Origin of the sequence: Candidatus Avedoeria danica, from assembly GCA_016703025.1 — a bacterium.
Lineage (GTDB): Bacteria > Chloroflexota > Anaerolineae > Epilineales > Epilineaceae > Avedoeria > Avedoeria danica.
In genome coordinates, this window is the sequence record JADJCV010000002.1 from 1 (window position 1) to 22,285 (window position 22,285).

The following is a 22,285-nucleotide window of genomic DNA, read 5'->3' on the forward strand; positions in this document are numbered from 1 at the left end:
TGCGCCCACTTGCTCTTGAACTTCTCCTTGCGCTCGACCTCCTCACCCTCCGTGGCCTCTTCGAAGTCCGGGTCGATCGTGGGCCGCTCGGCTTCATCGAGCGCTAGCTTGGCGAGGCGGCTCTCGTAGTAGATCGGCACGGTCGCGCCGTCCTGCACGGCGCGCTGGATGTCGTAGACGCTGATGTAGTCGCCGAAGACGGCGCGCGTGTTGGCGTCCTTGAGTTCGATGGGCGTGCCGGTGAAGCCGATGAAGGAGGCGTGCGGTAAGGCATCGCGCATGTGGGCGGCGTAGCCGTCGACGAAGTCATACTGGCTGCGATGCGCCTCGTCGGCGATGACGACGATGTTGCGGCGGTCGGAGAGGGTGGGGTGCCGATCGCCCTGGGTTTCCGGGAAGAACTTGTGGATCGTGGTGAACACGACGCCGCCGGCGGCGACGCTGAGCAGCTCGCGCAGGTGCGCGCGGCTCTCGGCTTGTACGGGCGGCTGGCGCAGGAGATCGCTACAGCGCGAGAAGGTAGCGAAGAGTTGGTCGTCGAGGTCGTTGCGGTCGGTGAGGACGACGAGGGTGGGGTTCTCCATCGCCGGCTCGCGGATGATGCGGCCCGCGTAGAAGGCCATCGTCAGGCTCTTCCCCGAACCCTGGGTGTGCCAGACGACGCCGATGCGCCGGTCGCCGCTTTGCCGCCGGAGCTTGCGGCCCGTCTCGTAAGATGCCCTCGGGCTCGGCCGCTCTGGGGGGGCGCGGTGCAGCTCGGCCGCACGCAATGTCTCGTCCACGGCCACTTGCACGGCGTGGAACTGGTGGTAACCGGCCATCTTCTTGGCGATGCGGCCCGCCGTCGTCCTCGAATACGAGGAAGTCGCGCACGAGGTCAGGAAGCGCCGCGGCGAGCACAAGCCCTCGATCAGCGACCTGCAGCTCCGGCACGTGCAAGCCGGCAACCGTCGGCCGCGATCGTCCGCCACGGCTTGAACCACTCGCGCCCGGCGGTGAGCGTGCCGACGCGCGCCTCCAGCCCGTCGGAGACAGCCGGGGCGCGTTCGGCGCGAGAGGGACGGCACCTGGCGTTGTAGGTCTGGAGTTGGTGGTGCGCTCCAGATCGTGGCGTTCTCGTCGGCGGCGTTCTTCAATTCGATGACCGCCAGCGGCAGCCCGTTGACGAACAGGACGATGTCGGGCCGCCGCTTGTGCCGGTTCTCCACGACGGTGAACTGGTTGACGGCCAGCCAGTCGTTGGCGGCGGGGTCGTCGTAGTCGAGGACGCGCGCCTGGGCGCCGCGGATCTCGCCGGCGGGGGTGCGGTACTCCACGGTGACGCCCTCGACGAGGAGGCGGTGGAGGGCGCGGTTGCGGGTGATGAGGTCGGGGCCTTCGGGGCGGGTGAGCTTGCGGAAGGCGTCGTCGAGGGCTTCGGCGGGGAGCGCGGGGTTGAGGCGGGTGAGGGCGGTGCGGAGGCGGTGGGCGAGGAGCATCTGGCCGTAGTCGTCGCGCTCGGCGGCGGGTTCGCCGGGGGCGATGGTGGCGCCGTGGATCGTCTGCCAGCCGAAGTTGCGCAGCCAATCCAGGCTGCGTCTTCTACAATGGCCTCGTTGACGCCGCGAAACGTCATAGTTGACCGCCGGGCAACATGTGTTGCATATCTGTAGGCACGCTTACATGTCCAATTCGTGGCGCAACCGTTCGACTGACCATACCTGTTCGCAGAGACGCTGATACAATCCCTGACGCTGATCGAGGTCTGATCTCCGGAAATCGCTATGTGATTGGAAGGGTAGCTTGCGCCGCTCTACCACATTCACAAAGTTCGGGTTGCGAACATATGCATCTGGGTGCAGGGACTGCACCAACAGATTGTTCTTGATGTAGTGCTTGAGTTTCACGCTATAAGGCTGGTCACTATAGCTTTGATTCGTACCTCGAGGAAGCAACACCAATCCTCCAATACGATTTCGATACAAGTTGAAGTCCGCCTCGCTCTCAAACTCATCCTCATGTGTGCTTAAATCGCGTTCGCGCCTTTGTGGAACTATACTTGTCGAAGCTGCTCTCGCCACCACTCCAAACCTCGACGGCATCCGTGAGGCGCGCAAGAATGTGATGTACTCGTTGCTTGTTTTGTTGATGAAGGTAGAAGTCTCGCATACCATCAAAAGTCTCTCCTTGCGCGTCCATTTCATTAAGCGCAGAGATAAAGAACTCAACTATTCCTTGTAGATCCAGTGAACGCAGCGATACGATCCAATTGAAAATGCGCCCCTTTACTGCGGCACCGGCCGTAGTCTTAAAGTTGACAAAGCGTCGCGCTAAGAAAATGTCGAGGAAAGCCGAGACTACTCGTGTCTTGCGCTTCACGATATCGGCTGAGTCCTCTGGATTTAAGGCGCTGGTATTAGCGGATACTGCAATGTGAAACCGTTGTTTGCATTATAGTGAACGGACTCCAATCCTGACTGATGTGCTTCCTGAAATGAGGCCGCGGCGTGACGCATCAAGCCGTATTGACGCGCATAGAACTCGAAGTCCGAGATAGAGAAGCGATTGAAGTCCTGCGGGCCATTCAGTCCTATACTCTTGCGCTCGTCCGTACCCACTTATGGAACGCGGTAACGATTCACTCCCAGTCCTTATTCTCTTCGCCGGGCTTCGAGCCGCGAATTGACTTAGCATGCCGTGCTCTCAACCAGGACTTGAAGAAGTCACTGACATCATCCACGTCTGAGTCGGCGAGCTGTCGGATATGTTTCTGCCACAGTCCATTCAGCTGGTCACGGTCAATCTCATTGTCGATGTTTGCCAGAAGGTACCCCTTCAACATATCGGCAGGGCTCAATGATAATCCGCGATCATTCATCGTTTCGAATATTGTATAGGCCTCCTCATCTGTAAATGCTGTGATCTCCACGAGATCAACGCACTCGACTAGCCAATCGACGAAGAAAGGGAGAGGCCTGCCCTCAAGTCCTCAGAATAACTCGACGATGTCCTGATAGCGATCAAGAATGTTCTGTGCGGAAAGTCCTCGATCAGAGCCGTCGATTGACTCGGCATTGAACAACGAATTGAAGATAACAGTACGCTCCGGAATCTCCAGATTGAATGACTTGTGACCAAACTTCTTGCTAAAGATCATAGGGGTGACGTCAACGATATCAGGCTTGTCTTCCTGCATTACATGGAGATAGATCAACAGCAGCGTTAGAGTTGTTAGTCTCTGCTGTCCATCGATGATGTAGCGATTGCCGTTGCGATTGCAGACCACGATGGAACCCAAAAAGTAACGCGGATAGCCTTCAACCGACTTGCGCTCGTCTGACGGATTGTGTAGTGACGCCAAAAGTGGTTCTGTAGATCTTCCATTGGTTCCTGGACATGTCGACGCTGCCACAGATATTCGCGTTGATAGTAATCGATCAAACGTATTTCTGTCCCGCTAAGCAATTCACGCACAGACTTCGTGCGGGCGTCCGTTCGAGCGGGGGAATCTGACATTATTGTCTCCAGTTGAGCAAGTCGGATCACTCATGGCGTTCGCGCATTGTCCTTTAGAAACGCATGCTACGCCAGAGGCACCGAATCGAGCGCGCCGCTCGTGCGAGCCCCTTGGCGTCGTTCAGCCGCATCACCTCATCTCCAATGTCACCGACAGGCGTTCCGCATTCTCCGTGCAGACCGTGACGAAATACGCGCCGGGGCTGGAATAATCGTACCCCTTCAACCGGATCGACCGCCGATGATGCCGATCCGGCACGGGCGCCATCACGCCACCTCGGCGGCGATGCGTTCGGCGGCGGGGATGCGGAGTTGGCCGGAGATGAGCTTGGGAAGTAGCGCATCACGCAGGTCGGCAGAGTACGCGACTCAAAATACGACTGAGAAATGCGCGCCAAAATGGGCCGAACCACGTCATTAAACGCCCGCACGTACGTTCGGTGGAGGGAGGATCGCTTGCATGGAGTCCATCGCCCCCCCCCACACCGCATAGGGGATCGTGCTCCCCGTGGAATGCCTTGTAGCGAAATCAATCGTCGCGGGATCGTGCAACAGCATTGTCGCGAAGGCAAAGTCATCATTGCGCTTAGGATGGAGGACAAATGCCGTGGTACGAGTCGTGCCATCAAACGGTGCAATGCATACCTTATGGAGATGCGGCCGCATCGCCCCAAAGAGCAAGTCGTCCTTGTAGAACTTCGACAGGCTGCTCTGCGCCTCCTCCCCAGGCTTGCTAGTCGTCAGGGAGAGCGACTTCGAAGAGATGCAGTCAATTGGCACATATGGCCGTGCCGCTGTCTCGGCTGATGCGACACAGCGCTCTATTCGCTGGCGGAGTACGGCACCGAGCGTCCCAACCCCCCACCCCTCCGGAATCTCCCCCCCCTCCGACCCCACCAACCGCCCCGGAAACAACCCCGCCACCCCCTCCGGCAACCCCGTCCCCCGCCCCTCCGCCTTAGCCCGCACCGGCTCGAAGTCCACGAACCACGACTTGAACAGCGCCCGCGCCATCGCCTCCAGCGTCTCGCTCATCCGCCGGTTCAGCTCGATCTTGTCGTCCAGCGTGCAGAGGATGTGGGCGATGGCGCGTTGTTCATGCAACGGGCACCACCAAACATCTAGAGTTGCGAGATCGCTTCCGCGAATCCCCGATGCACCTGCGCCTTGTTCAACTATGCTTCGAATAGCAGCCTGGCCGTGGTGCGACTGCACCGCAAAGTAAGTAGAAGGACGGATCGGCTTTTCGAGGTCGAGTCTGACACGGGTCGTAGCGCTCGAACGTCACGCCAGTTCATCATCCTCTAGGAAGATCAGCGCCAGCCCCTTCCAAAACCAATGATTGCCTCGTCGGAAACCAAGTCACGCTTCTTTCAGCAGAAACCGGTCTGACTCTGACGCATCCAGCGGTACGCGATCCATGTGTGCATTGCGGAGCCGCGGATGAGCGAACAGTTCGCCCATGTTGACCATCTTGACCCCGACGCCACGTACGGCCTTTGGACGCGTCAGTCCGTTTCGCGTCGACTCCGGCAAGGACATCGAACCAAAGGGACGATGTTTCACCCCCATACCCAAGCCCCTCAGGTTCTCCGCAATCACCCCATCCAGCCGCGCCCCTCCGCCTGCTGCTCCCGCAACACCCCGCCAACCGCCGCATCTTCTCCTCAAACGCCTCCCCATCCTCCTCCACCGCCTCCGCCCCCACGTACCGCCCCGGCGTCAGCACATGTCCGTGCTTGCGCACCTCGTCGAGCGCCGCGCTCCTGCAGAAGCCGGCCACGTCCCCGCGGCTCGCCCGCCGCCTCCTCGCCCCGCCACGCGTGGTACGTGTCGGCGATGCGCGCGATGTCCTCGTCCGTCAGCTCGCGGTGCGTGCGGTCCGCCATGGGCCGAGCTTGCGGGCGTCGATGAAGAGCACCTGGCCGCGCCGGTCGCGGTACGAGCCGTTCCTGCGGTCGCGCGCCAGGAACCACAGGCACACCGGGATCTGCGTGGAGTAGAAGAGCTGGCCCGGCATGGCCACCATGCAGTCCACGAGGTCGGCCTCGATCAGGTTCTTGCGGATCTCGCCCTCGCCGGACTGGTTGGACGACATCGACCCGTTGGCGAGCACGAACCCCGCCACGCCCGCGGGCGCCAGGTGGTGAACGATGTGCTGCACCCAGGCGAAGTTGGCGTTGCCCGCCGGCGGCGCGCCGTACTGCCAGCGTTTGTCGCTTGCGCAAGCGCTGGCCGCCCCAGTCGGAGATGTTGAAGGGCGGGTTGGCCAGGATGAAGTCGGCCCGCAGGTCGGGGTGCAGGTCGTTGTGGAACCTGTCGCCTTGGGCGATCTGGCCCAGGTCGATGCCGCGGATGGCGAGGTTCATCCGGGCCAGGCGCCAGGTGGTGTAGTTCGACTCCTGCCCGTAGATCGAGATGTCCGCCTTGGCCCTGCCCCCATTGCCGTTGCCGCGTGCATGTGCCCGGATGAACTCCACCGACTGCACGAACATGCCCGACGAGCCGCAGCAGGGGTCGTACACCCGGCCCCTGTAGGGCTCGATCATCTCCACCAGCAGCTTGACCACGCAGCGCGGCGTGTAGAACTGGCCGCCCTTCTTGCCCTCGGCACTCGCGAACTGCCCCAGGAAGTACTCGTAGACCCGCCCCAGGATGTCCTTCGCCCGGCTCGCCTCGTCGCCCACCCGGATGTTTCTCACCATGTCGATGAGCTGCCCCAGCCGCTGCTTGTCCAGCGACGGGGCGCGTAGTCCTTCGGCAGCACCCCCGCCAGGGCAGGGTTGTCCCGCTCGATCCCCGCCATCGCGTCGTCGACCAGCTGCCCTCGCTGCCCTAGCCGGCCCGCCGCCGCCAGCCCCCCCAAATGCTGCCACCGCGCCTCAGGCGGCGCAGGGGGGGACCAAGGTTCAGTATGGTGTCCGGATCCCCGGGGGCGCGCCTGCGCCCCCTCCCCCCTCAGGCCGAGCGACCTCGAGCGTCCGCGAAACCTTCGGAAGATTAGGCCAGGGAGGACAGGCTGTACTCGACGGCGTCCTCCGGTGCTGCCGCGAGGCCTACTATCGGCCCATCTGCCAGGCTGCGCCTCGTAGCCGATGTTGGCGGCGGTGGGGCGGGTGTTGCCTCGCTTGATGGGCATGAATGAGTCCTACGTGTCGAGATTGCCTGTGGCTGCCGAATCATCGCACCTACTGCCCTGGCGGCGCAAGACGATCACCGGTCGCCTGCCAATCATCCGACAGGCCGCCGCGTGATTTCCGCGTAGGGGCGCTGCTTGCTGCGCCCTCGCTGGACATGCGCACCGACACGTCTTGCGAACCGGGGCGCAGCAAGCGGCGCCCCTATCGCCGTGCCTGGGGCGCGATCACGCCGAATTGGCGTTAATGGGGGACCGAGCTCGATGATCCATCAGGCGATATCCTGCACCGCGCTCACCATCTGCCGCCCGGTCATCGTCACCGGATTGCGCTACTTCGGCAGTACGAAACCGCGGCGCCCGCCCGTGCTGGATTCACTCCCGCTCGATGTGCTCCCCCGACTCCTCATCCGACGCCGGCGGGGTTTCCGCGTGCGGCCCTGCTTGCTCCTGAACCGTCCTGCGGAAATCGTGCGGCGCTCGGATGCGATTGAAGCGCTCCTGTGTGCCGCCCGTGCCTCCGATCGTAATGGAGCCGTAGTCCAGAATTCGTCCGAGCAGCGGCTGATCTACAGTGAGAGCCTCGACCTTTGCCAGAAGGATCTCGATGGAACGATGACGGAGAAAGCCGACCTTGAAGAGGACGCGCTGGTTTGTGACGGCGAATTCCGATGAGCGGTACTCGATATACCCGGCCAGAAACGCGATGCCGAAAAGGACCGCAATGACGAGAAACACGCTGGTGCCGGCATCGGATACATAGTCGGCGGAGGACATCGCCGACCACAGGGCGGCCAAGACAACCGTCGCGAGGACGGGACCGGCGAACAGGATCCAGTGAAGCCTGGTCCGATAGATGACGACCTCTTCGGGCATCAGGTTTGCATCGACGTAGTTCACGCTTGTCCCTGTCTGCTTGTGAAATGCGGCTCCGGTAACACGCACAGTACCCGTGCCCTGCTCCCCATTCAATCCTCTGCCCTTCGCAGCGAGGGGCATGGGCACGCGTGCGCTGGACCGCCGGATCAAGTCCACTCGCCTTGCGGGGCAACCCTGCCGTCCAGACGCATGATGCGCCGGATCAGGATTGCCCGCACTATACCGCCAGAACCCCGCCCTCTCAAGTCGCTCCCCCCGCCGATTCCGATGTCGCCCATCGCTCCCCCGCACGGTCATGGCACCCGTGCCGCGCAGCACCGCCCCATCGCTGCCCCACCACACCACAGCACCGCACCGCACCGCACCCGCATCGCCTCAGCACCCCAAGAAGGACATCCCGATGCCCCCCCACCTCGGCCCCAACGCCCACAGCACCCTCACCGCCCAAAACGTCGGCACCGAAAACGCCACGTTCCTCGTCGCCGCCGGGCCACACGCGGGAACCGGCACCACATCGCCGATCGACCGCATCGTCCAGTCCGTCTTCCCCGGCAGCGCGTTCCGCGACGCGCTGCCCTCCGCCCACGGCCTCCCGCCGGGCGACTACGCCGTACGGATCTCCACCGACCGCCCGACGGCGGCCGTGGCGCGGCTGTCGTGGGGCGATGGGCGGCGGGTGATGTACCGCGATGTTGAAGCGAGCACGGACGTCATCCTGCCGCTCGTGCTCGCGAAGTCCTACGGCCAGACGTCGCGCATCGCCATTCAGAACACCGATCCGGACCGCCCGACGCGGGTGACGATGACGCTCTGGCCGAGCGGCGGCGCCACGCCGACTTGGGAGAAGCCCTTCGACGTCCCGGCCGGTTCGGCGATCGTCCTCGAGCTCGGGCGCGACTGGACCTGGCCACCGTTCGCCGGCTCGGCGCGCCTGGTGAGTCACGACGCGCCGATCGCCGTCGCCTCGGTCGTCGAGCTCGACTGGAGCGACAGGGGCGCCTACGCCGTCTCCGGCGTACCTGCCGAACGGGCAGCGCGCACGCTCTACGCGCCGCTCGTCCGCAAGATGTACATGGACTTCGACCAGCGCACGCGCTCCACCGGAATCTCGGTCGTGAACCCGTCGGCCGCACAGGTGCAGGTGCGCGCCGAGTACCGCGGTACCTCGCCGGCCTGCCACGACCTCACCGCGACCGAGCAGCCGGTGACCTTGCCCGGGCACGGCACGTTGGTCTTCTACCAACCCGTGCACGCGGCCCTGCCGATCCACTGCCAGGGCGCGGCCGTCCTCGAGGCCGACGGCCCGATCCTGGCCGTCGTGAACCATGGCGACGACAAGACCGTCCAGTCCGCCGCCTACCCGGCGCTCGGCGCCGACGAGGCAGCCAAGACCGTCGCCGTCCCCGAGTTCATGCTCGACTACGGCCCGGACCGCTTGTACAGCACGGCCACCGTCATGAACGTCGGCGCCGTGACCGCAACGATCGACTTCGCCTATTGGCGCGAGGGCGACGCCGCCCGCCTCCCGTGCGGCGCACCGTGCCGCTACGACGTGCCGCCCTACGAGTCCGTCACCTATGACCGGTCCCAGCTGCACCCGTCCCACCGCGGCACCCGCGGCTCCGGCCTCGTCACGAGCGACCAGCCCGTCGTCGTCGTCGTGTCCGAGACGAGCGACACCGGCAGCGTCGACGCCGCCAGCTACGTCGGGATCCCCCTCGACGCGCCCCGGCTCGGCGGGACGGCCACGCCCGCGCCGCGAGAGCGGTACGTGCCGTGGCTTGCGGGGGGTGAGCCGGGAGGGACGAGAGCACAGGTGTACTTGCCGATCGGATGGCGGTAGGCGGCTGGCGTTAGGCGAGGCGGTCGGCCGGATGGCGGTCGGCCGAACCAGCCGCTGTCGAGCGGGCGAGACGGGGCGGAGACCAAGGCGTCCAGCGCGCTTGCGTCAGCCCGCCCCAAACTCCAACACGAAGTGCCGCTCCCCCACGAACTCCCCCTCCCAACACAACGCCCGCGGCTCGTGCCCCCACTCCCGAAACCCCGCCCTCCTATACAGCCGCTCCGCCCCCTCCGCCGCCTCCGTCGCCGACAGGCCCACCTGGATCACCCCGTCCCACCCCCGCGCCCGCTCGACTGCCCCCGCCACCAGTGCCGCGCCGACGCCGGCCCGGCGGTACGCGGGCATTACGTACATGCCCCAGATGTAGGCGCGATGTCGTGCCTTGGCCTCCTGTTCGCGGATGACCCCGAGCATCCCCACCAGTCGATCCCCGTCGAACGCCCCGATCACCGCCGCGGCATCGTCGTCCGCCAGCGACGCGCGCATGTACGCCTCCGACCCGCCGCGCCCGTCGTCCTCGGGCGACGAGCCGAAAACCAGCGGCGCCGTTTCGAGCGCCTCCCGGCGCAGCGGGATCAGCGCCGGGACGTCGTCGGGGACGAGTGGTCGGATCGTGACGCCCGTCCCATGCATCCCGTCCGGCGTGCCCGACGCACCCGTCACGGCCGTCACGACGCCCGCCCCCGCCCGATCGCCCCCAAGTGCGTCGCCCCGAACCCCGTCGCGTACTTCAATCCGAAGCCGATCGCGCGGTCCATCCCGATGTGCGCCGCCCAGATCAACCCTGCCCCCGTCACCCACTGCGGGAACGTCCCCGCCAACAGCACGCCCGCCGCGATGCACGCCGCCGCACCGACATACGAATGCGCCGCGTTGTACGCCGCCGCCCCGGCCCGGGGCCCAGCAAGATAGCCGAGGAACGACACGTCGGGCACCAGGAAGAACAGCGCAAACGTGCCCCAGCCGAGGCCGAACCGGCCGTACGCCAGCGCCGCCGCCACCAGCACCAACAGACCCTCAAGTCGCAGCACCGTCCGCACGCCGCCGGTGACCGCACCGTTCGCCGCTCCGTTCATCGCCATCCTTGACCTCCGTCTGATACCCGCACCGCCACCCCAAAGTGATCCGACACCCCCCGCAACTCCGATCGCGCCCCGTCCGGCCACCGCCACGCCGCCCCCGCTCGCCATCGCGCCCTCGTCGATTCCGATTCCGATGCCAGTGTCGACGGCTTCGGCATGCAGATGTGGTCGATGCACGCCGCCCCCTGCATCTCCGGCCCCGCCCCCCGCCGCACCGGATCCCCGTCGCCCCCCGTCACCGCGATGAGCCCGGCGCTGCCCAATGCTTCCAACAACAGCCGCCGGTTCGCGCGCGAGCCATAGTAGTGGGGCGGGCCATCGACCAAGTCCTGGTTCAGGTCGCCCAGCACGAACAAGTCGTCCTTGGGATACGCGGCCCGCAACGCCCGCCAGTCCGCCGCCTGCGTCTCGAGCGCCGCCGCGAACGCCCCGTCGCGCCACGGAATGTCCCGCCACACGCTGCCGATCCACGGCAGGACGGTGCCGTAGACGATGAGGCCGCGTTCGCCGTCCGTGCCTGCCGATGCCGACGCTTCTCGCGACCCCACCTCCGACTCCACGATCACCCGCGCCGCCACCGCCCGCTCCGGATCCCCCGTCGCCGCCAGCCGCTCGATCGGCCACCGCGACCAGATCGTCACCCACCGCTCGCCCGGCCAGTGCGCCCGGTCCGTGCCGGTCGTCGACACCGCCGCGTACCCGTCGCCCGGCGTGATCGAATCGTGCGTCTCGGTCAGCACCCAGACGTCCGCGGCCACGCGGTCGATGTGCTGCCGGAGCGTCGCCGAGCGCGCATTGGGCTGGGCGGCGGGGCGGCGGAGGTTCCAGGTGGCGAGGGTGAGCGTCGGCAATCGAGCCTCCTCAGTCAGCCCGCCCTTCTCTGTGAAGACATCGGCGTGCGGACCGTTCAAGGTACTACCGTGTACTCGAACCCCGTACACATGTGTACTTGGGCCCAGTTCACATGTGTACTTGGCGAAGTACACAAGGGTACTGTCACGCACTTCACATGTGGAGTTGAGCAGCGCCGTCCCATTGACCACCCCCGATCCACGTCGATATACTCGCCGTCCACCCCGCCCACCCCACCCCACCCGCGTGCGCCCATCGCACGCCCCCGAGGAGGCGCGACGATGCGGATCCGCCGGTTCACCACCACCCTGGCCACCGGCGCCCTCGCGCTCGGCCTGCTCGCCGTCGCCGCCTGCACGGGCGCCGACCCCGACGCCCCCGCCGATGCCCCGGCGGCCGACGCCCCCGCCGCGCCCGGAGAGGCCGGCGCCGGCTCGTCGATCACGACGACGGGCGCCACGACATCGTCCCTCCCGGCCGACACAGGCGTGACGACGGCGGGCGCATCCGCCGACGCATCGGCCGCTCCCGCCCCGGCCTCATCGGGCGCCCTCCTCGCCACCGTCCGCCAGCGCGGTCGCCTCAACTGCGGCGTCCAGGACAAGCTCCCCGGCTTCGGCTACCTCGACCCAAGCGGCGAGTACAAGGGCTTCGACGTTGACTTCTGCCGCGCCATCGCCGCCGCCGTGCTGGGCGACGCGGCCGCCGTCGACTTCACGCCGCTCACCGCGCAGCAGCGGTTCACGGCGCTCCAGACCGGCGAGGTCGACGTCCTCGTGCGCAACACCACGTTCACGCTCGCGCGCGACACCCAGAACGGCCTGGACTTCAGCCCGACGACGTTTTACGACGGCCAGGGCATGATGGTCCGCGCCGACCTGAACGTCGACAGCCTGGCTGGCCTGGACGGCGCCAACATCTGCGTCGGCTCCGGCACGACGACCGAGAAGAATCTGGGCGACGCGATGCGCAAGGCCGGCGCGGCGTTCACGCCCGTCGTCCTCGAGGACACGGACCAGGTCTTCAGCGCCTACGACGGCGGCCGCTGCGATGCCGTCACCAGCGACAAGTCCCAGCTCGCCTCGCGCCAGACGACGCTTGCCGACCCGACGGCCCACGTGATCCTCGACCTCACGCTCTCCAAGGAACCCCTTGGCCCCGCCGTCCTCCAGGGCGACGCGCAGTGGGCGGACGCCGTGAACTGGGTCGTCTACGGCGTGATCGCCGCCGAGGAGTTCGGCATCACCAGCCAGAACGTCGACACCTTCCTCACCAGCGAAGATCCCGAGATCCGCCGCCTCCTCGGCGTCGAGGATGCCCTCGGCGAGGGCCTCGGCCTCACCAATGACTTCATGGTCGGCGTGATCCGCGCCGTCGGCAACTACGCCGAGATCTACGACCGCAACCTCGGCCCCGACACGCCGTTCAAGCTGCCGCGGGGGGCAAACCGGTTGTGGACGGAGGGGGGATTGCTCTATAGCCCGCCGTTCCGGTAGCAGTCCTCGATGATCCGGCGTCCTCTCGCCCCTCCCCCAGCATTGGGGGAGGGGTCGGCGCGACAGCGCCGGGGGCGGGGGCCGTAGGCCACCCATGACCCACCCCCTCCGCCACGAACGCATCCGCGCCGCCGTCGCCCAGCTCGCTGTCGCCGCGCTCGTCCTGGCGCTCGTCGGGTGGCTGGCCGCCGGCGTGCTGGCGGACATGCGCGCCCGCAACCTCGTGCCGGGGCTCGGCTTCCTGCGGAACGTGGCAGGATTCGGGATCAGCGAGGGGCCGGCGTTCGCGCCCACCGACAGTTACGGCCGGGCGCTCGTCGTCGGCCTGGCGAACACGCTGCGCGTCGCGGTGCTGGGCATCGTGCTCGCCACGGTGTGGGGGTTTGCGGTCGCGCTGGCGCGGTTGTCGGGCAACGTGCTGCTCGGCGGGATGGCGCGGGGCTACATCGAGGCGCTGCGGAACACGCCGCTCGTGCTCCAGCTGGTGCTCTGGCTCAGCCTGCTCCGCGCGCTGCCGCCGCTCAGCGAGGCGATCGCGCTCGGGCCGGTCGGCAACGCGGCGGGGGCGGCGGGCGGTGCGGCGACGCAGACGGCCTGGCTGCTCCTCAGCCGCAAGGGCGCTGCCATCGCGTGGTGGCAGCTCACGGACGGCGCGCCGTTCCTCGCCCTCGACCTGCCGACGACCGGCCGGTTCGGCTACGACGGCGGCCTCGTCCTCTCGCCCGAGTTCGCGGCGCTCCTGTTCGGCCTCGTCGTCTACACCGGCGCGTTCATCGCCGAGGTCGTCCGCAGCGGCATCGAGGCGGTCTCGCACGGCCAGCTCGAGGCCGCGCGCGCGGTGGGGTTGCGCGAGGGCCAGGCGCTGCGGCTCATCGTCCTGCCGCAGGCGATGCGGGTCATCGTCCCGCCGCTGACGAATCAGTACCTGAACCTCGCCAAGAACTCGTCGCTGGCGATCTTCATCGGCTACCCCGACCTGTTCAACGTCAGCCAGACCGTCGGCAACCAGACTGGGCAGTTCGTCGCCGTTCTCGGCATCGTCATGGCCGTCTACCTGACGATCAGCCTCGGCACGTCGCTGGCGATGAACGCCTACAGCCGCCGCGCGCGCTGGGTCGGGCGATGATGACGTCGCGTGCGTACGCGATCGTCCGCCGGCACGGCCCGTGGTGGCTGGCGGCGCAGGCCGCGCTGACGATCCTGGCGGCGCTCCTCGTGTGGTGGACCGTGCCGCCGCTGCTGCGCTGGCTCTTGTGGACGGCCGATTGGGGCGTCGTCGGCGCGAACCTGCGGCTCTTCGTCCTCTTCCGCTATCCCGTCGACGCCGCCTGGCGGCCGGCCGCGGCGCTGGCGATGACCGCTGCCGCGCTCTGGCTCGCGGCCCGTCGCGGCCGTTCGGGCGAGCGCGCGCTCCTGTGGCTCCTCGGTGCCGTGCTCGCCTCGCTCATCGTGCTCCGAGGCGTCGGCTCGTCGGCCGTGCCGATGAACCTCTGGGGCGGGCTGCTCCTCACGCTCATCCTGGCCGCAACCGCCATCGGCCTGTCGTTGCCGCTCGGCATCCTGCTCGCGCTCGGCCGGCGCAGCTCTCTGCCGCTCGTGCGCTGGACGTCCGTCGCCGCCATCGAGTGCATCCGCGGCCTGCCGTTGATCACGATCCTGTTCATGGCCTCGCTCGTCGTGCCGCTCGCCCTGCCCGACGCCTGGCGCCCGGACACGGTGCTGCGGGCGATGTTCGGCCTGACGCTGTTCAGCGCGGCCTACGTGGCCGAGGACGTCCGCGGCGGTCTGAACGCCGTCGGCGCCGGGCAGTACGACGCCGCGCGCGCGCTCGGGCTGGGCCACGTGGCGATGCACCGGCTCGTCATCCTGCCGCAGGCCCTGCGCGCCGTCGTGCCCGCGATCGTCGGTCAGTTCATCGCGCTACTCAAGGACACGTCGCTCGTGCTGATCCTCGGGCTGACGGAGCTGTTCGGGGTGGCGCGGAGCGTCGTGAATCAGCCGGAGCACTTGGGGCGGTTTCGGGAGGCGTTGTTGTTTGCGGCGGTGGTGTACTTTGTGTTGTGCGGGGGCTTGTCGCGGGTCAGCAAGGCGCTCGAGGCCTCCAATGTGGCCCGCCGCTGATCGTGACCGAAACCGCGCCTGGTCGCAGTGCAACGTACCGAACAACAAAAACGCGGGCCCCACGCTTTCGCGCAGGGCCCGCGGGTTCAGATCAACCCGACCGGCGGTACCGGCCGGGAGGGACTGAGATTAGAGGTCGGCCTTGATGCCGTTGTAGGTGGCAGCGTCGACCGAACCGACTTCCGAGATGTCGTTCACGATGACGACGATCGGCTGGTCGCTGGTGACGACCGCGGAGCCGAACGAGTTCACCGGCATCGCGTTCAGCGAATTGCTCGGGAAGAACGTCCAGGCGTTCAGCGGCTGGACCACGACCTTGCACGCCGCGCCGCAGGAGCTCAGGCCAACGCCCTTGTCATCCGCGAACACGACTTCGATGTTCGCCGGCCCGGTGCCGATGTTCATCACCTGGATGCCCGTCGTGAACTTCGCCGTCGTGTGACCGCGGCGCGCCAGCGGCAAGGCCACCTTCGTCGCGCCCTGCGCCGCCGGAACCGCGTTGTACGCAGCCGACGTCTCGGTCAGGTTCTTCGAGTCGTTCACGATCGCCAGGATGTTGCCATCCGACTCGAGCACGGCCGAACCCACGCAGCCCTTCGGCAGCGTCGCCGCCGTCGGCTGGTAGAACACGTGGCTCGAACCCGCCGGAATGGCCGCCGGGCCCTCCGTGTACGAGTTGCCGGCGCACTCCGCCGAGCCCCCGTAGTACTTCGCCGTCACGTTCACCGGCGCGTTCGTCGGGTTCACGACCGAGATACCGGTCGAGAAGCCCTTCGCCCCGCCCGCGTTCGTCCCCGCCAGCTGCTCCTTGCGGATCAGCGGCGCGTACAGCTTCATCGCGGCGCCTTCCGGCGGCACGCCTTCGAACGCGTACACGGCCTTCTGGCTGCTCTCGATGTCGACGAACGACTGGACGCCCACGTCCACCGCGCTCGTCACCTTCATCGAACCCAGGAAGCCGCCCGGCGTGTTCGGCTGCACGCCGATGAACGCCGCGTCCTTCGAAAGGTCGAGCGTCACCGACGAACCCGGCTGCACCTGGTACGTCTTGTTCACCACCGCCGTCGTGTTGCCCTGCGCGAACAGCTCAACGGTCACCGTGGCCACCTGGCCCGTGTCCGTGTTCTGGATCGACACGAGCGACGTCTGGCCGTAGTACTTGATGACCGACAACGGCACGAACACTTCCTTGCCCGGCTGAACGTTCGAGTAGATCGCCGCAGCGCCCGACGTCGTCCAGTCCGTGCGCGCGATCGCCGCGATCTGGCGGTCGGCGCTGATGATCGCCGCGTACGCGCCGTTCGTCAGCTCCGTCACCGTCGGCAGGTACATGTTCACCGCGCCGCCCGCCGGTACGTTCGGCCGCGACACCTGGATCGCCGTCACCGCCGACGTGCTCTGCTTGTAGAAGTCCGCCAACACCGTCGCCGACTGCGTCGCGTCCAGGTTCTGCACCTGGATACCCGTCGCGCCTGCTCCCTGGATCCCGGCCAGGCGGCTGGCGTACACCGCCGGCTGCCCACCCTGGAACATCCCGGCCGCGGCCATCGCCACGCCCGCCACCACTCCAACACCGGCCGTCATTACGACGAGCTTCTTCATGTGAGCCTCCACGCTTTCGCTGGTTATCGTTGCGCGCATCCGGCCATGAGAGATCCCACTGACCCGAGCGACGCGCTGAGGATAGAGGTCGATCGGGCGGCGCACCATACGCCAAGGGTAGAGTCTGCGGCGCAAAGGCGTACGACTTTCGTAGTAGTACAACCAGAAATCACCGATCCGCCCCGAGGAACGGGTACCCAAAGTGCCGCGGCGGGTCGAACGTCTCCTTGATCGCCCGGGCCGAGACCCAGCGCGTCAGGTTCAGCGCCGAGCCCGCCTTGTCGTTCGTGCCCGAGGCGCGTGCGCCGCCGAAGGGCTGCTGGCCGACGACGGCGCCGGTGGGCTTGTCGTTGACGTAGAAGTTGCCGGCGGCGTTGACGAGGGCGCGCATCGCTTGGTCGACGGCCATCCGGTCGTCGGCGAAGACGCTGCCGGTCAGGGCGTACGGGCTCGTGCGGTCGACGATGTCCAGCGTCTCGGCCCACCGCGCTTCCGGGTAGACGTGGAGCGTCACGATCGGGCCGAACAGCTCCTCGCACATCGTCCGGTAGCCGGGGTCGTCGACGCGCAGGAGCGTCGGCTCGACGTACCAGCCGTCGCGATCGGAGCTCCCGCCGCCGGCGACGATCTCGACGCCGTCCCGCCGAGCTTGCTCGATGTAGCCCGTGAGGTTGGCCCAGCTCTTCCGATCGATGACGGCGTTCACGAAGTTCGTGAAGTCCTCGACCGGCCCCATCTTCACCTCGGCCAGCTGGGCGACGATGGACGCGCGGACCTTCGGCCAGAGCGTGTCCGGCACGTAGACGCGGCTCGCGGCGGAGCACTTCTGGCCCTGGTACTCGTAGCCGCCGCGCACGACGGCCGTCGCCACGGCGTCCGCGTCGGCCGAGGCGTGGGCGACGATGAAGTCCTTGCCGCCCGTCTCGCCGACGATCCGCGGATAGGTCCGGTAGCGCTCGATGCCGCCGCCGATCGTGCGCCACATGTGCTGGAACGTGTTCGTCGAGCCCGTGAAGTGGAGACCGGCGAGGTCGGGCGAGGCCAGGACGGGGTCGCCGACGTCCGCGCCGTCGCCGGGCACCATGTTGATCACGCCGGGCGGCAGGCCGGACGCCTCGAGGAGCTTCATCGTCCAGTAGGCCGACAGGACCGCCGTGGAGGCCGGCTTCCAGACGACGGTGCAGCCCATCAGCGCCGGCGCGGTCGGCAGGTTGCCGCCGATCGACGTGAAGTTGAACGGCGTGACGGCGAAGACGAAGCCCTCGAGGCCGCGGTATTCCAGCCGGTTCCACATCCCCGGCGACGAGATCGGCTGCTGGCCGTAGAGCTCGGCCGTGAAGTGGGCGTTGAAGCGCCAGAAGTCGATGAGCTCGCAGGCCGCGTCGATCTCGGCTTGGAACGCGTTCTTGCTCTGGCCGAGCATCGTCGACGCGTTCAACACCTGCCGCCACGGCCCGGTGAGGAGCGCCGCCGCCCGCAGGAATACAGCAGCGCGCTCCGTCCACGGCAGTGCCGCCCAGTCGGCCCGCGCGGCCAGCGCCGCGTCGACGGCCGCCTGCGCCTCGGCCGCACCGGCCTTGTGGTAGATGCCGAGGTTGGCCGCGTGGTCGTGCGGCGCCTTCACGTCGCCCGTCCGCCCGGTCCGTACCTCCCGCCCGCCGATGATCGCCGGGATGTCGACGCGGTCGGCGCGCATGGCGGCAAGCTTGGCCTTGAGCGCGGCGCGCTCGGGGGTGCCGGGGGCGTAGCTTTGGACGGGTTCGTTGATCGGGGCGGGTACGTGGGATCGGGCGTTCGACATGGCGGGACCTCGGGGGTAGGAAGGTGGCTGGGAAGGCTGCTGGGAAGGCTGGCGGAGCGCCGAACGCCCCGACGGGATCGCCGGCCGGGCGAGGATAGCACAGGCCGGGACGGCGGCCCGTGCGGACCGGGCGGTCGTGATCGCCGGGGCTGCGATCACCCCTCGCGCTCGGCCGACTGGCCCGGCATGAACTGGCCAGTCGGCCGAGCGCGAGGGGTGACCTGGTCGGCTAGGCTCAGTCGATCGCGCTCCATCGACGCTCGCAGCTTCCGGAGGGTCACCATGTCACGCCTGCGCCTGCCCGTCATCGTGTTTGCCGGCCTCACCGCGCTCATCGGCGGCACGGCCGAGGGTGCCGCTCCGTCGCTGCTCGATCGATCCGTCCACGTCGCGACACAGGGTCAGGCCGTGGCGGCGCGCTTCAGCTACCAGGGACGGCTGACCGACGGCGGCGGTCAGCCGCTCACGGGCGCCCACGACCTCCGCTTCCAGTTCTGGGACGACGCCGTCGCCGGCAGCCAGGTCGGCGGCGATGTGACCGTCCCCGGAACACCGCTGTTGGACGGGGTCTTCAGCGTCGAGCTCGATGCCCCGGCCGGTGCGGTCGACGGGCGAGCGCTCTGGCTGCGGATCGGCGTCGACGGCCAGTGGATGGCGCCGCGGCAGGCCGTGCTGGCCGTGCCGTACGCGCTGTCGCTCCGACCGGGCGCGCGGATCGCGTCGGATGCCGCGACGCCGCTGCTCACCGCGGCCAACGAAGGCGCGGGCAGCGGCGTCGCGGGCGAGAGCCGCGGCGGCCACGGCGTGCACGGCACCAGCCAGATGGACTTCGGCGTGTTCGGCGAGACGAGCGGCGGGTTCGCCGCCGGGGTCGGGGGCCAGGGACCGACCGGCGTCTTCGGCCGCGGCGCGGTCGTCGGCGTTTCCGGCTTCTCCGAGACGGGCGACGCCGGGGTCATCGGCATCGCCGCCGCCGCCGGTGCCAAGGGCGTCCACGGCATCGCCAGCGGCCTCGGCGGCACCGGCGTCGTCGGGACGGCCGATCTGGGCACGGGCATGCACGGGACGGGCGAGGTCGGGGTGCGCGCCGACGGTTCGGTCGGGCCCGGCCTGATCGCCCAGGGATCGATCGGCCTCTCGGCCAACGGCACGAACGGCGACGGGGTCTTCGCCAGCAGCGCCGGCACCGCCCCGAGCGCCGCCGTGCACGGCATCGGCACGGGCGAGGCGTACGGCGGGCGGTTCAGCAGCAGCGGCGGCGTCGGGCTCTGGGTCAGCGGCGCCGAGGGGATCCACGCCGAGGACAGCTCGGGCACCGCCCACGCCGTGCACGGCGTCGCGACGACGTCGGACGCGATCAAGGGCGAGAGCACGGACGGCGCAGGCGTTGTCGGCCAGAGCACGACGTTCAACGCGGTGATCGCCGCCGGCGGGGGCAGCGGGCCGGAGCGGGCCGCGCTGCGATCCATCAGCACGCACACCGCCTCCGGGATGGCGGCCTACTTCACGAACAACAGCACGTACGGCAACACCCACCTGAACAACAGCGGCAGCGGCGAGGTGCTGGTGCTCCAGGGCAACGGCGGCCGCTTCCTGCGCGCCGTCGACCAGAGCTGGGACGCCAAGTTCCGCCTCGAGGGCAACGGCCAGGCCTACGCCGACGGCGCCTGGAACGCGGGCGGCGCGGACTTCGCCGAGCTGCTGCCGGCCGCCGACGGCCTCGCCCCGGGCGACGTCCTGGCGATCGGCGCCGACGGGCGGCTCGTGCGGACGACGTCGGCCTACGAGGCGGCGGTCGCCGGTGTCTACTCCACCGCGCCCGGCTTTGTCGGCGGGCAGGACGCCGACGAAGGTGCGCCGGCGGGAACCGTACCGTTGGCCGTCGTCGGTGTGGTGCCGGTGAAGGCCTCGGCCGAGAACGGGCCGATCCGGCCGGGCGACCTGCTCGTCAGCGCGGCGACGGCCGGACACGCGATGCGCGCCGGTCCCGATGCGCCGCAGGGCACCGTCATCGGCAAGGCGCTGGGCAGCCTGGCGCGAGGCACCGGGACCGTGCGGATGCTGGCATCCCTGCAGTGATGCGCGCCGTTTGAGGAGGTAGCCCATGCGCCGTCGATCGTTGAGTTCCTTCCGCCGGCCGCTCGGCGACCGCGCCCGACCGCGGGCATTCGCCGCCGTCGCCGCCGTCGCCGCCGTGCTGCCGGCGCTGTTCCTGGCCACCGCCGCGGCTGACGTGCACCTCGCGACCGGCGTCGTCGGGGCGGGTGGCGGCGCGGTCGCCGGCGGCGGGTACCAGATCGTTGGCACGCTCGGCCAGCCGGTCGTCGGGCGATCGCGGGGTGCGGCAGGGCAGGTGGCGAGCGGCTTCTGGGCAGGCGGGGTCCGCGGGGGAGCGACGTCAATCGCGACCGCAAGCGCCACCAGCGGGCCGACGCCTACGGCCACGACGTTGTCGCCGACGCCGACGCCGACGCCGACGCCGACGGTCGCTGGCGGGCGGCAGTGGGTGGTGACGACGACCGACGATCTCGATGATGGCGCCTGCAGCGGTGCGCACTGCTCGCTGCGCGAGGCGCTGATCGCGGCCGACGCTGCCGCCGGGGCCGACCGGATCGGGTTCGCGATCCCGGCCGGCGATGCGGGCTGCACGCTGGGCGGACCGTGTACGATCCGGCCAACCACCCCGCTGCGTGAGATCTACGACGGCGCGACGACGATCGACGGCTACTCGCAGGCCGGGGCGCGGCCGAACACGGCGCCCGTCGGGCAGGCGCTGAACGGCGTGCTCAAGATCGTGCTGGACGGCTCGTTGCTGCCCGCCTGCTGCCCGGCCGGCATCGTCGTCCGCGGCGCGGGCGCGACGGTGCGCGGGCTGGTCATTCACGACTTCCACATCGGGATCCGCCTTCTCGACGGCGTCGGGAGCCGGATCGAAGGCAACTACGTCGGCACGGACGCGCTCGGGCTGGCGGCGCCGGGCAACCGCTGCGGCGGCGTCTCGATCGAGGATATCGCCGGCGGCGATGTGCCGCGCGACCATCGCGTCGGCGGCGACGCGGCGGCGCGCAACCTCCTGTCCGGCAACACGTGCGCCGGCCTGCAGATCGGCGGGGCGATCGGCACGCGCGTCGTCGGAAACGTGATCGGGGCGGACGCGAGCGCGGTGCGTGCGCTCTCCAACAGCTACAGCGGCGTGTACGTGCACGGCGGGGCCACCGGCAGCCGGATCGGCGGCGAGGGCGACGGCGAGCCGAACGTGATCGCGTTCAACGAGCTGGCCGGCGTCGACATCAACGGAAAGTTCGGCGCCACGGTCGGCAACACGCTCACCGCCAATCAGATCCACGCCAACGGCGGCCCGGGCATCGCCCTGGTCGACGGCGGGAACCACGGCCTCGCGGCACCCGTCATCGTCGAGGCCCTGCCGACATCGGCGCGCGGCACGGCGTGCGCACTCTGCGTGGTCGAGGTCTTTTCCGATGCCGTCGATGAAGGCGGTCGCTTCGAGGGCCGCACGCGCGCCGACGGCGCCGGCATGTGGCAGCTGACGCTGCCGGGCGGCTTCGGCGGCCCGTTCCTGACCGCCACGGCCACCGACGCCGGCGGCGACACGTCCGCCTTCAGCGCGCCAAAGGCAGTCGCCGGCCCGCGGCCATCGGCGACACCGACGGCGACGGCGCAGGTGACGTCGACCGCTGGGCCGTCGCCGACCGGCGGTCCGTCCGCAACACCGACCGGCCGGCCATCGGGCACGGCCACGGGACAGGCATCGCCCACCCCGACCGTACGCCCCTCGACAACCCCGGATCCGGCGGCCTCGACGCCGCCGCCCCGGCATCGGATCTGGCTGCCGATCGCGTCGCGGCCGCCCGTACTCGAGGGCAACTGAGCCCACGCACCGAACGATGCGCACGTTCGTCGGAATCCCCCAACCCGTGATCCTCCCCTCCCCCAGACTCGGGGGAGGGGGTCGGGGGG

At 68.5% G+C, this 22,285-nt stretch carries 15 protein-coding genes and 3 pseudogenes; 6 read left to right on the forward strand and 12 right to left on the reverse strand.

What is annotated here, in order from left to right; all coding sequences use genetic code 11:
• The 7 genes and pseudogenes from IPG72_01215 to IPG72_01245 form a co-directional block, all read right to left on the reverse strand.
• Positions 1-1,646: pseudogene (locus IPG72_01215) on the reverse strand (type I restriction endonuclease subunit R).
• Between the two features lie 12 nt (positions 1,647-1,658).
• On the reverse strand, positions 1,659-2,153 hold the full coding sequence (locus tag IPG72_01220) for an HNH endonuclease (protein ID MBK6767660.1): 495 nt from the start codon (positions 2,151-2,153) through the stop codon (positions 1,659-1,661).
• A 464-nt stretch (positions 2,154-2,617) separates the two neighbouring features.
• Positions 2,618-2,908: a hypothetical protein gene (locus IPG72_01225; GenBank protein MBK6767661.1), complete on the reverse strand. Its 291-nt coding sequence runs from the start codon at positions 2,906-2,908 to the stop codon at positions 2,618-2,620.
• A 60-nt stretch (positions 2,909-2,968) separates the two neighbouring features.
• Complete coding sequence (locus IPG72_01230; protein ID MBK6767662.1) at positions 2,969-3,391, reverse strand: DUF262 domain-containing protein; 423 nt, start codon at positions 3,389-3,391, stop codon at positions 2,969-2,971.
• Between the two features lie 959 nt (positions 3,392-4,350).
• A pseudogene (locus tag IPG72_01235) lies at positions 4,351-4,593 on the reverse strand (restriction endonuclease subunit S).
• 474 nt (positions 4,594-5,067) lie between these two features.
• Positions 5,068-6,634, reverse strand: a pseudogene (locus tag IPG72_01240) (N-6 DNA methylase).
• 372 nt (positions 6,635-7,006) lie between these two features.
• Positions 7,007-7,531, reverse strand: coding sequence for a PH domain-containing protein (locus tag IPG72_01245; protein MBK6767663.1), 525 nt, complete (start codon positions 7,529-7,531; stop codon positions 7,007-7,009).
• Between the two features lie 379 nt (positions 7,532-7,910).
• On the opposite strand from IPG72_01245, the gene IPG72_01250 reads away from it, so the two are divergent.
• On the forward strand, positions 7,911-9,353 hold the full coding sequence (locus tag IPG72_01250; protein MBK6767664.1) for a hypothetical protein: 1,443 nt from the start codon (positions 7,911-7,913) through the stop codon (positions 9,351-9,353).
• A 105-nt stretch (positions 9,354-9,458) separates the two neighbouring features.
• Here the strand turns inward: IPG72_01250 and IPG72_01255 are convergent, their stop codons facing one another.
• The 3 genes from IPG72_01255 to IPG72_01265 are packed head-to-tail and all read right to left on the reverse strand — an operon-like array spanning position 9,459 to position 11,286.
• A complete protein-coding gene (locus IPG72_01255) occupies positions 9,459-10,025 on the reverse strand; it encodes a GNAT family N-acetyltransferase (protein MBK6767665.1) in 567 nt (188 codons plus the stop codon).
• The gene (locus IPG72_01260) at positions 10,022-10,435 is read right to left on the reverse strand and encodes a DUF4260 family protein (protein ID MBK6767666.1); all 414 of its coding nucleotides are present in this window, start codon (positions 10,433-10,435) and stop codon (positions 10,022-10,024) included. Before IPG72_01260 ends, IPG72_01255 begins: the two co-directional genes overlap by 4 nt.
• Positions 10,426-11,286: an endonuclease/exonuclease/phosphatase family protein gene (locus IPG72_01265; GenBank protein ID MBK6767667.1), complete on the reverse strand. Its 861-nt coding sequence runs from the start codon at positions 11,284-11,286 to the stop codon at positions 10,426-10,428. The genes IPG72_01260 and IPG72_01265 overlap by 10 nt, the downstream gene beginning before the upstream one ends.
• A gap of 282 nt (positions 11,287-11,568) precedes the next feature.
• On the opposite strand from IPG72_01265, the gene IPG72_01270 reads away from it, so the two are divergent.
• The 3 genes from IPG72_01270 to IPG72_01280 all read left to right on the forward strand — a co-directional run bounded on the left by IPG72_01270 (position 11,569) and on the right by IPG72_01280 (position 14,904).
• Positions 11,569-12,783: an amino acid ABC transporter substrate-binding protein gene (locus IPG72_01270; protein ID MBK6767668.1), complete on the forward strand. Its 1,215-nt coding sequence runs from the start codon at positions 11,569-11,571 to the stop codon at positions 12,781-12,783.
• Between the two features lie 94 nt (positions 12,784-12,877).
• Positions 12,878-13,909 carry an ABC transporter permease subunit gene (locus IPG72_01275; GenBank protein ID MBK6767669.1) on the forward strand — a complete coding sequence of 344 codons (1,032 nt, stop codon included), beginning with the start codon at positions 12,878-12,880 and terminating at the stop codon, positions 13,907-13,909.
• On the forward strand, positions 13,906-14,904 hold the full coding sequence (locus tag IPG72_01280; GenBank protein MBK6767670.1) for an amino acid ABC transporter permease: 999 nt from the start codon (positions 13,906-13,908) through the stop codon (positions 14,902-14,904). Before IPG72_01275 ends, IPG72_01280 begins: the two co-directional genes overlap by 4 nt.
• A 129-nt stretch (positions 14,905-15,033) precedes the next feature.
• Here IPG72_01280 and IPG72_01285 read toward each other — a convergent pair whose 3' ends face one another.
• A complete protein-coding gene (locus IPG72_01285; protein ID MBK6767671.1) occupies positions 15,034-16,506 on the reverse strand; it encodes a hypothetical protein in 1,473 nt (490 codons plus the stop codon).
• A 169-nt stretch (positions 16,507-16,675) separates the two neighbouring features.
• Positions 16,676-18,307, reverse strand: coding sequence for an L-glutamate gamma-semialdehyde dehydrogenase (gene pruA, locus IPG72_01290; GenBank protein MBK6767672.1), 1,632 nt, complete (start codon positions 18,305-18,307; stop codon positions 16,676-16,678).
• Between the two features lie 282 nt (positions 18,308-18,589).
• On the opposite strand from pruA, the gene IPG72_01295 reads away from it, so the two are divergent.
• Both IPG72_01295 and IPG72_01300 read left to right on the forward strand, forming a co-directional pair.
• The gene (locus tag IPG72_01295; protein MBK6767673.1) at positions 18,590-20,386 is read left to right on the forward strand and encodes a hypothetical protein; all 1,797 of its coding nucleotides are present in this window, start codon (positions 18,590-18,592) and stop codon (positions 20,384-20,386) included.
• 25 nt (positions 20,387-20,411) lie between these two features.
• Positions 20,412-22,196, forward strand: a complete 1,785-nt coding sequence (locus tag IPG72_01300; GenBank protein ID MBK6767674.1) for a CSLREA domain-containing protein — start codon at positions 20,412-20,414, stop codon at positions 22,194-22,196.
• Positions 22,197-22,285: the final 89 nt, after the last annotated feature.

Bases quoted from the DNA above. Each gene is read 5' to 3' on its own strand.
- IPG72_01260 (MBK6767666.1), bottom strand. From the start codon at position 10,435: ATGGCGATGAACGGAGCGGCGAACGGTGCGGTCACCGGCGGCGTGCGG.
- IPG72_01280 (MBK6767670.1), top strand. From the start codon at position 13,906: ATGATGACGTCGCGTGCGTACGCGATCGTCCGCCGGCACGGCCCGTGG.
- IPG72_01270 (MBK6767668.1), top strand. From the start codon at position 11,569: ATGCGGATCCGCCGGTTCACCACCACCCTGGCCACCGGCGCCCTCGCG.
- IPG72_01295 (MBK6767673.1), top strand. From the start codon at position 18,590: ATGTCACGCCTGCGCCTGCCCGTCATCGTGTTTGCCGGCCTCACCGCG.
- IPG72_01275 (MBK6767669.1), top strand. From the start codon at position 12,878: ATGACCCACCCCCTCCGCCACGAACGCATCCGCGCCGCCGTCGCCCAG.
- IPG72_01250 (MBK6767664.1), top strand. From the start codon at position 7,911: ATGCCCCCCCACCTCGGCCCCAACGCCCACAGCACCCTCACCGCCCAA.
- IPG72_01220 (MBK6767660.1), bottom strand. From the start codon at position 2,153: ATGGTATGCGAGACTTCTACCTTCATCAACAAAACAAGCAACGAGTAC.
- IPG72_01285 (MBK6767671.1), bottom strand. From the start codon at position 16,506: ATGAAGAAGCTCGTCGTAATGACGGCCGGTGTTGGAGTGGTGGCGGGC.
- pruA (MBK6767672.1), bottom strand. From the start codon at position 18,307: ATGTCGAACGCCCGATCCCACGTACCCGCCCCGATCAACGAACCCGTC.
- IPG72_01300 (MBK6767674.1), top strand. From the start codon at position 20,412: ATGCGCCGTCGATCGTTGAGTTCCTTCCGCCGGCCGCTCGGCGACCGC.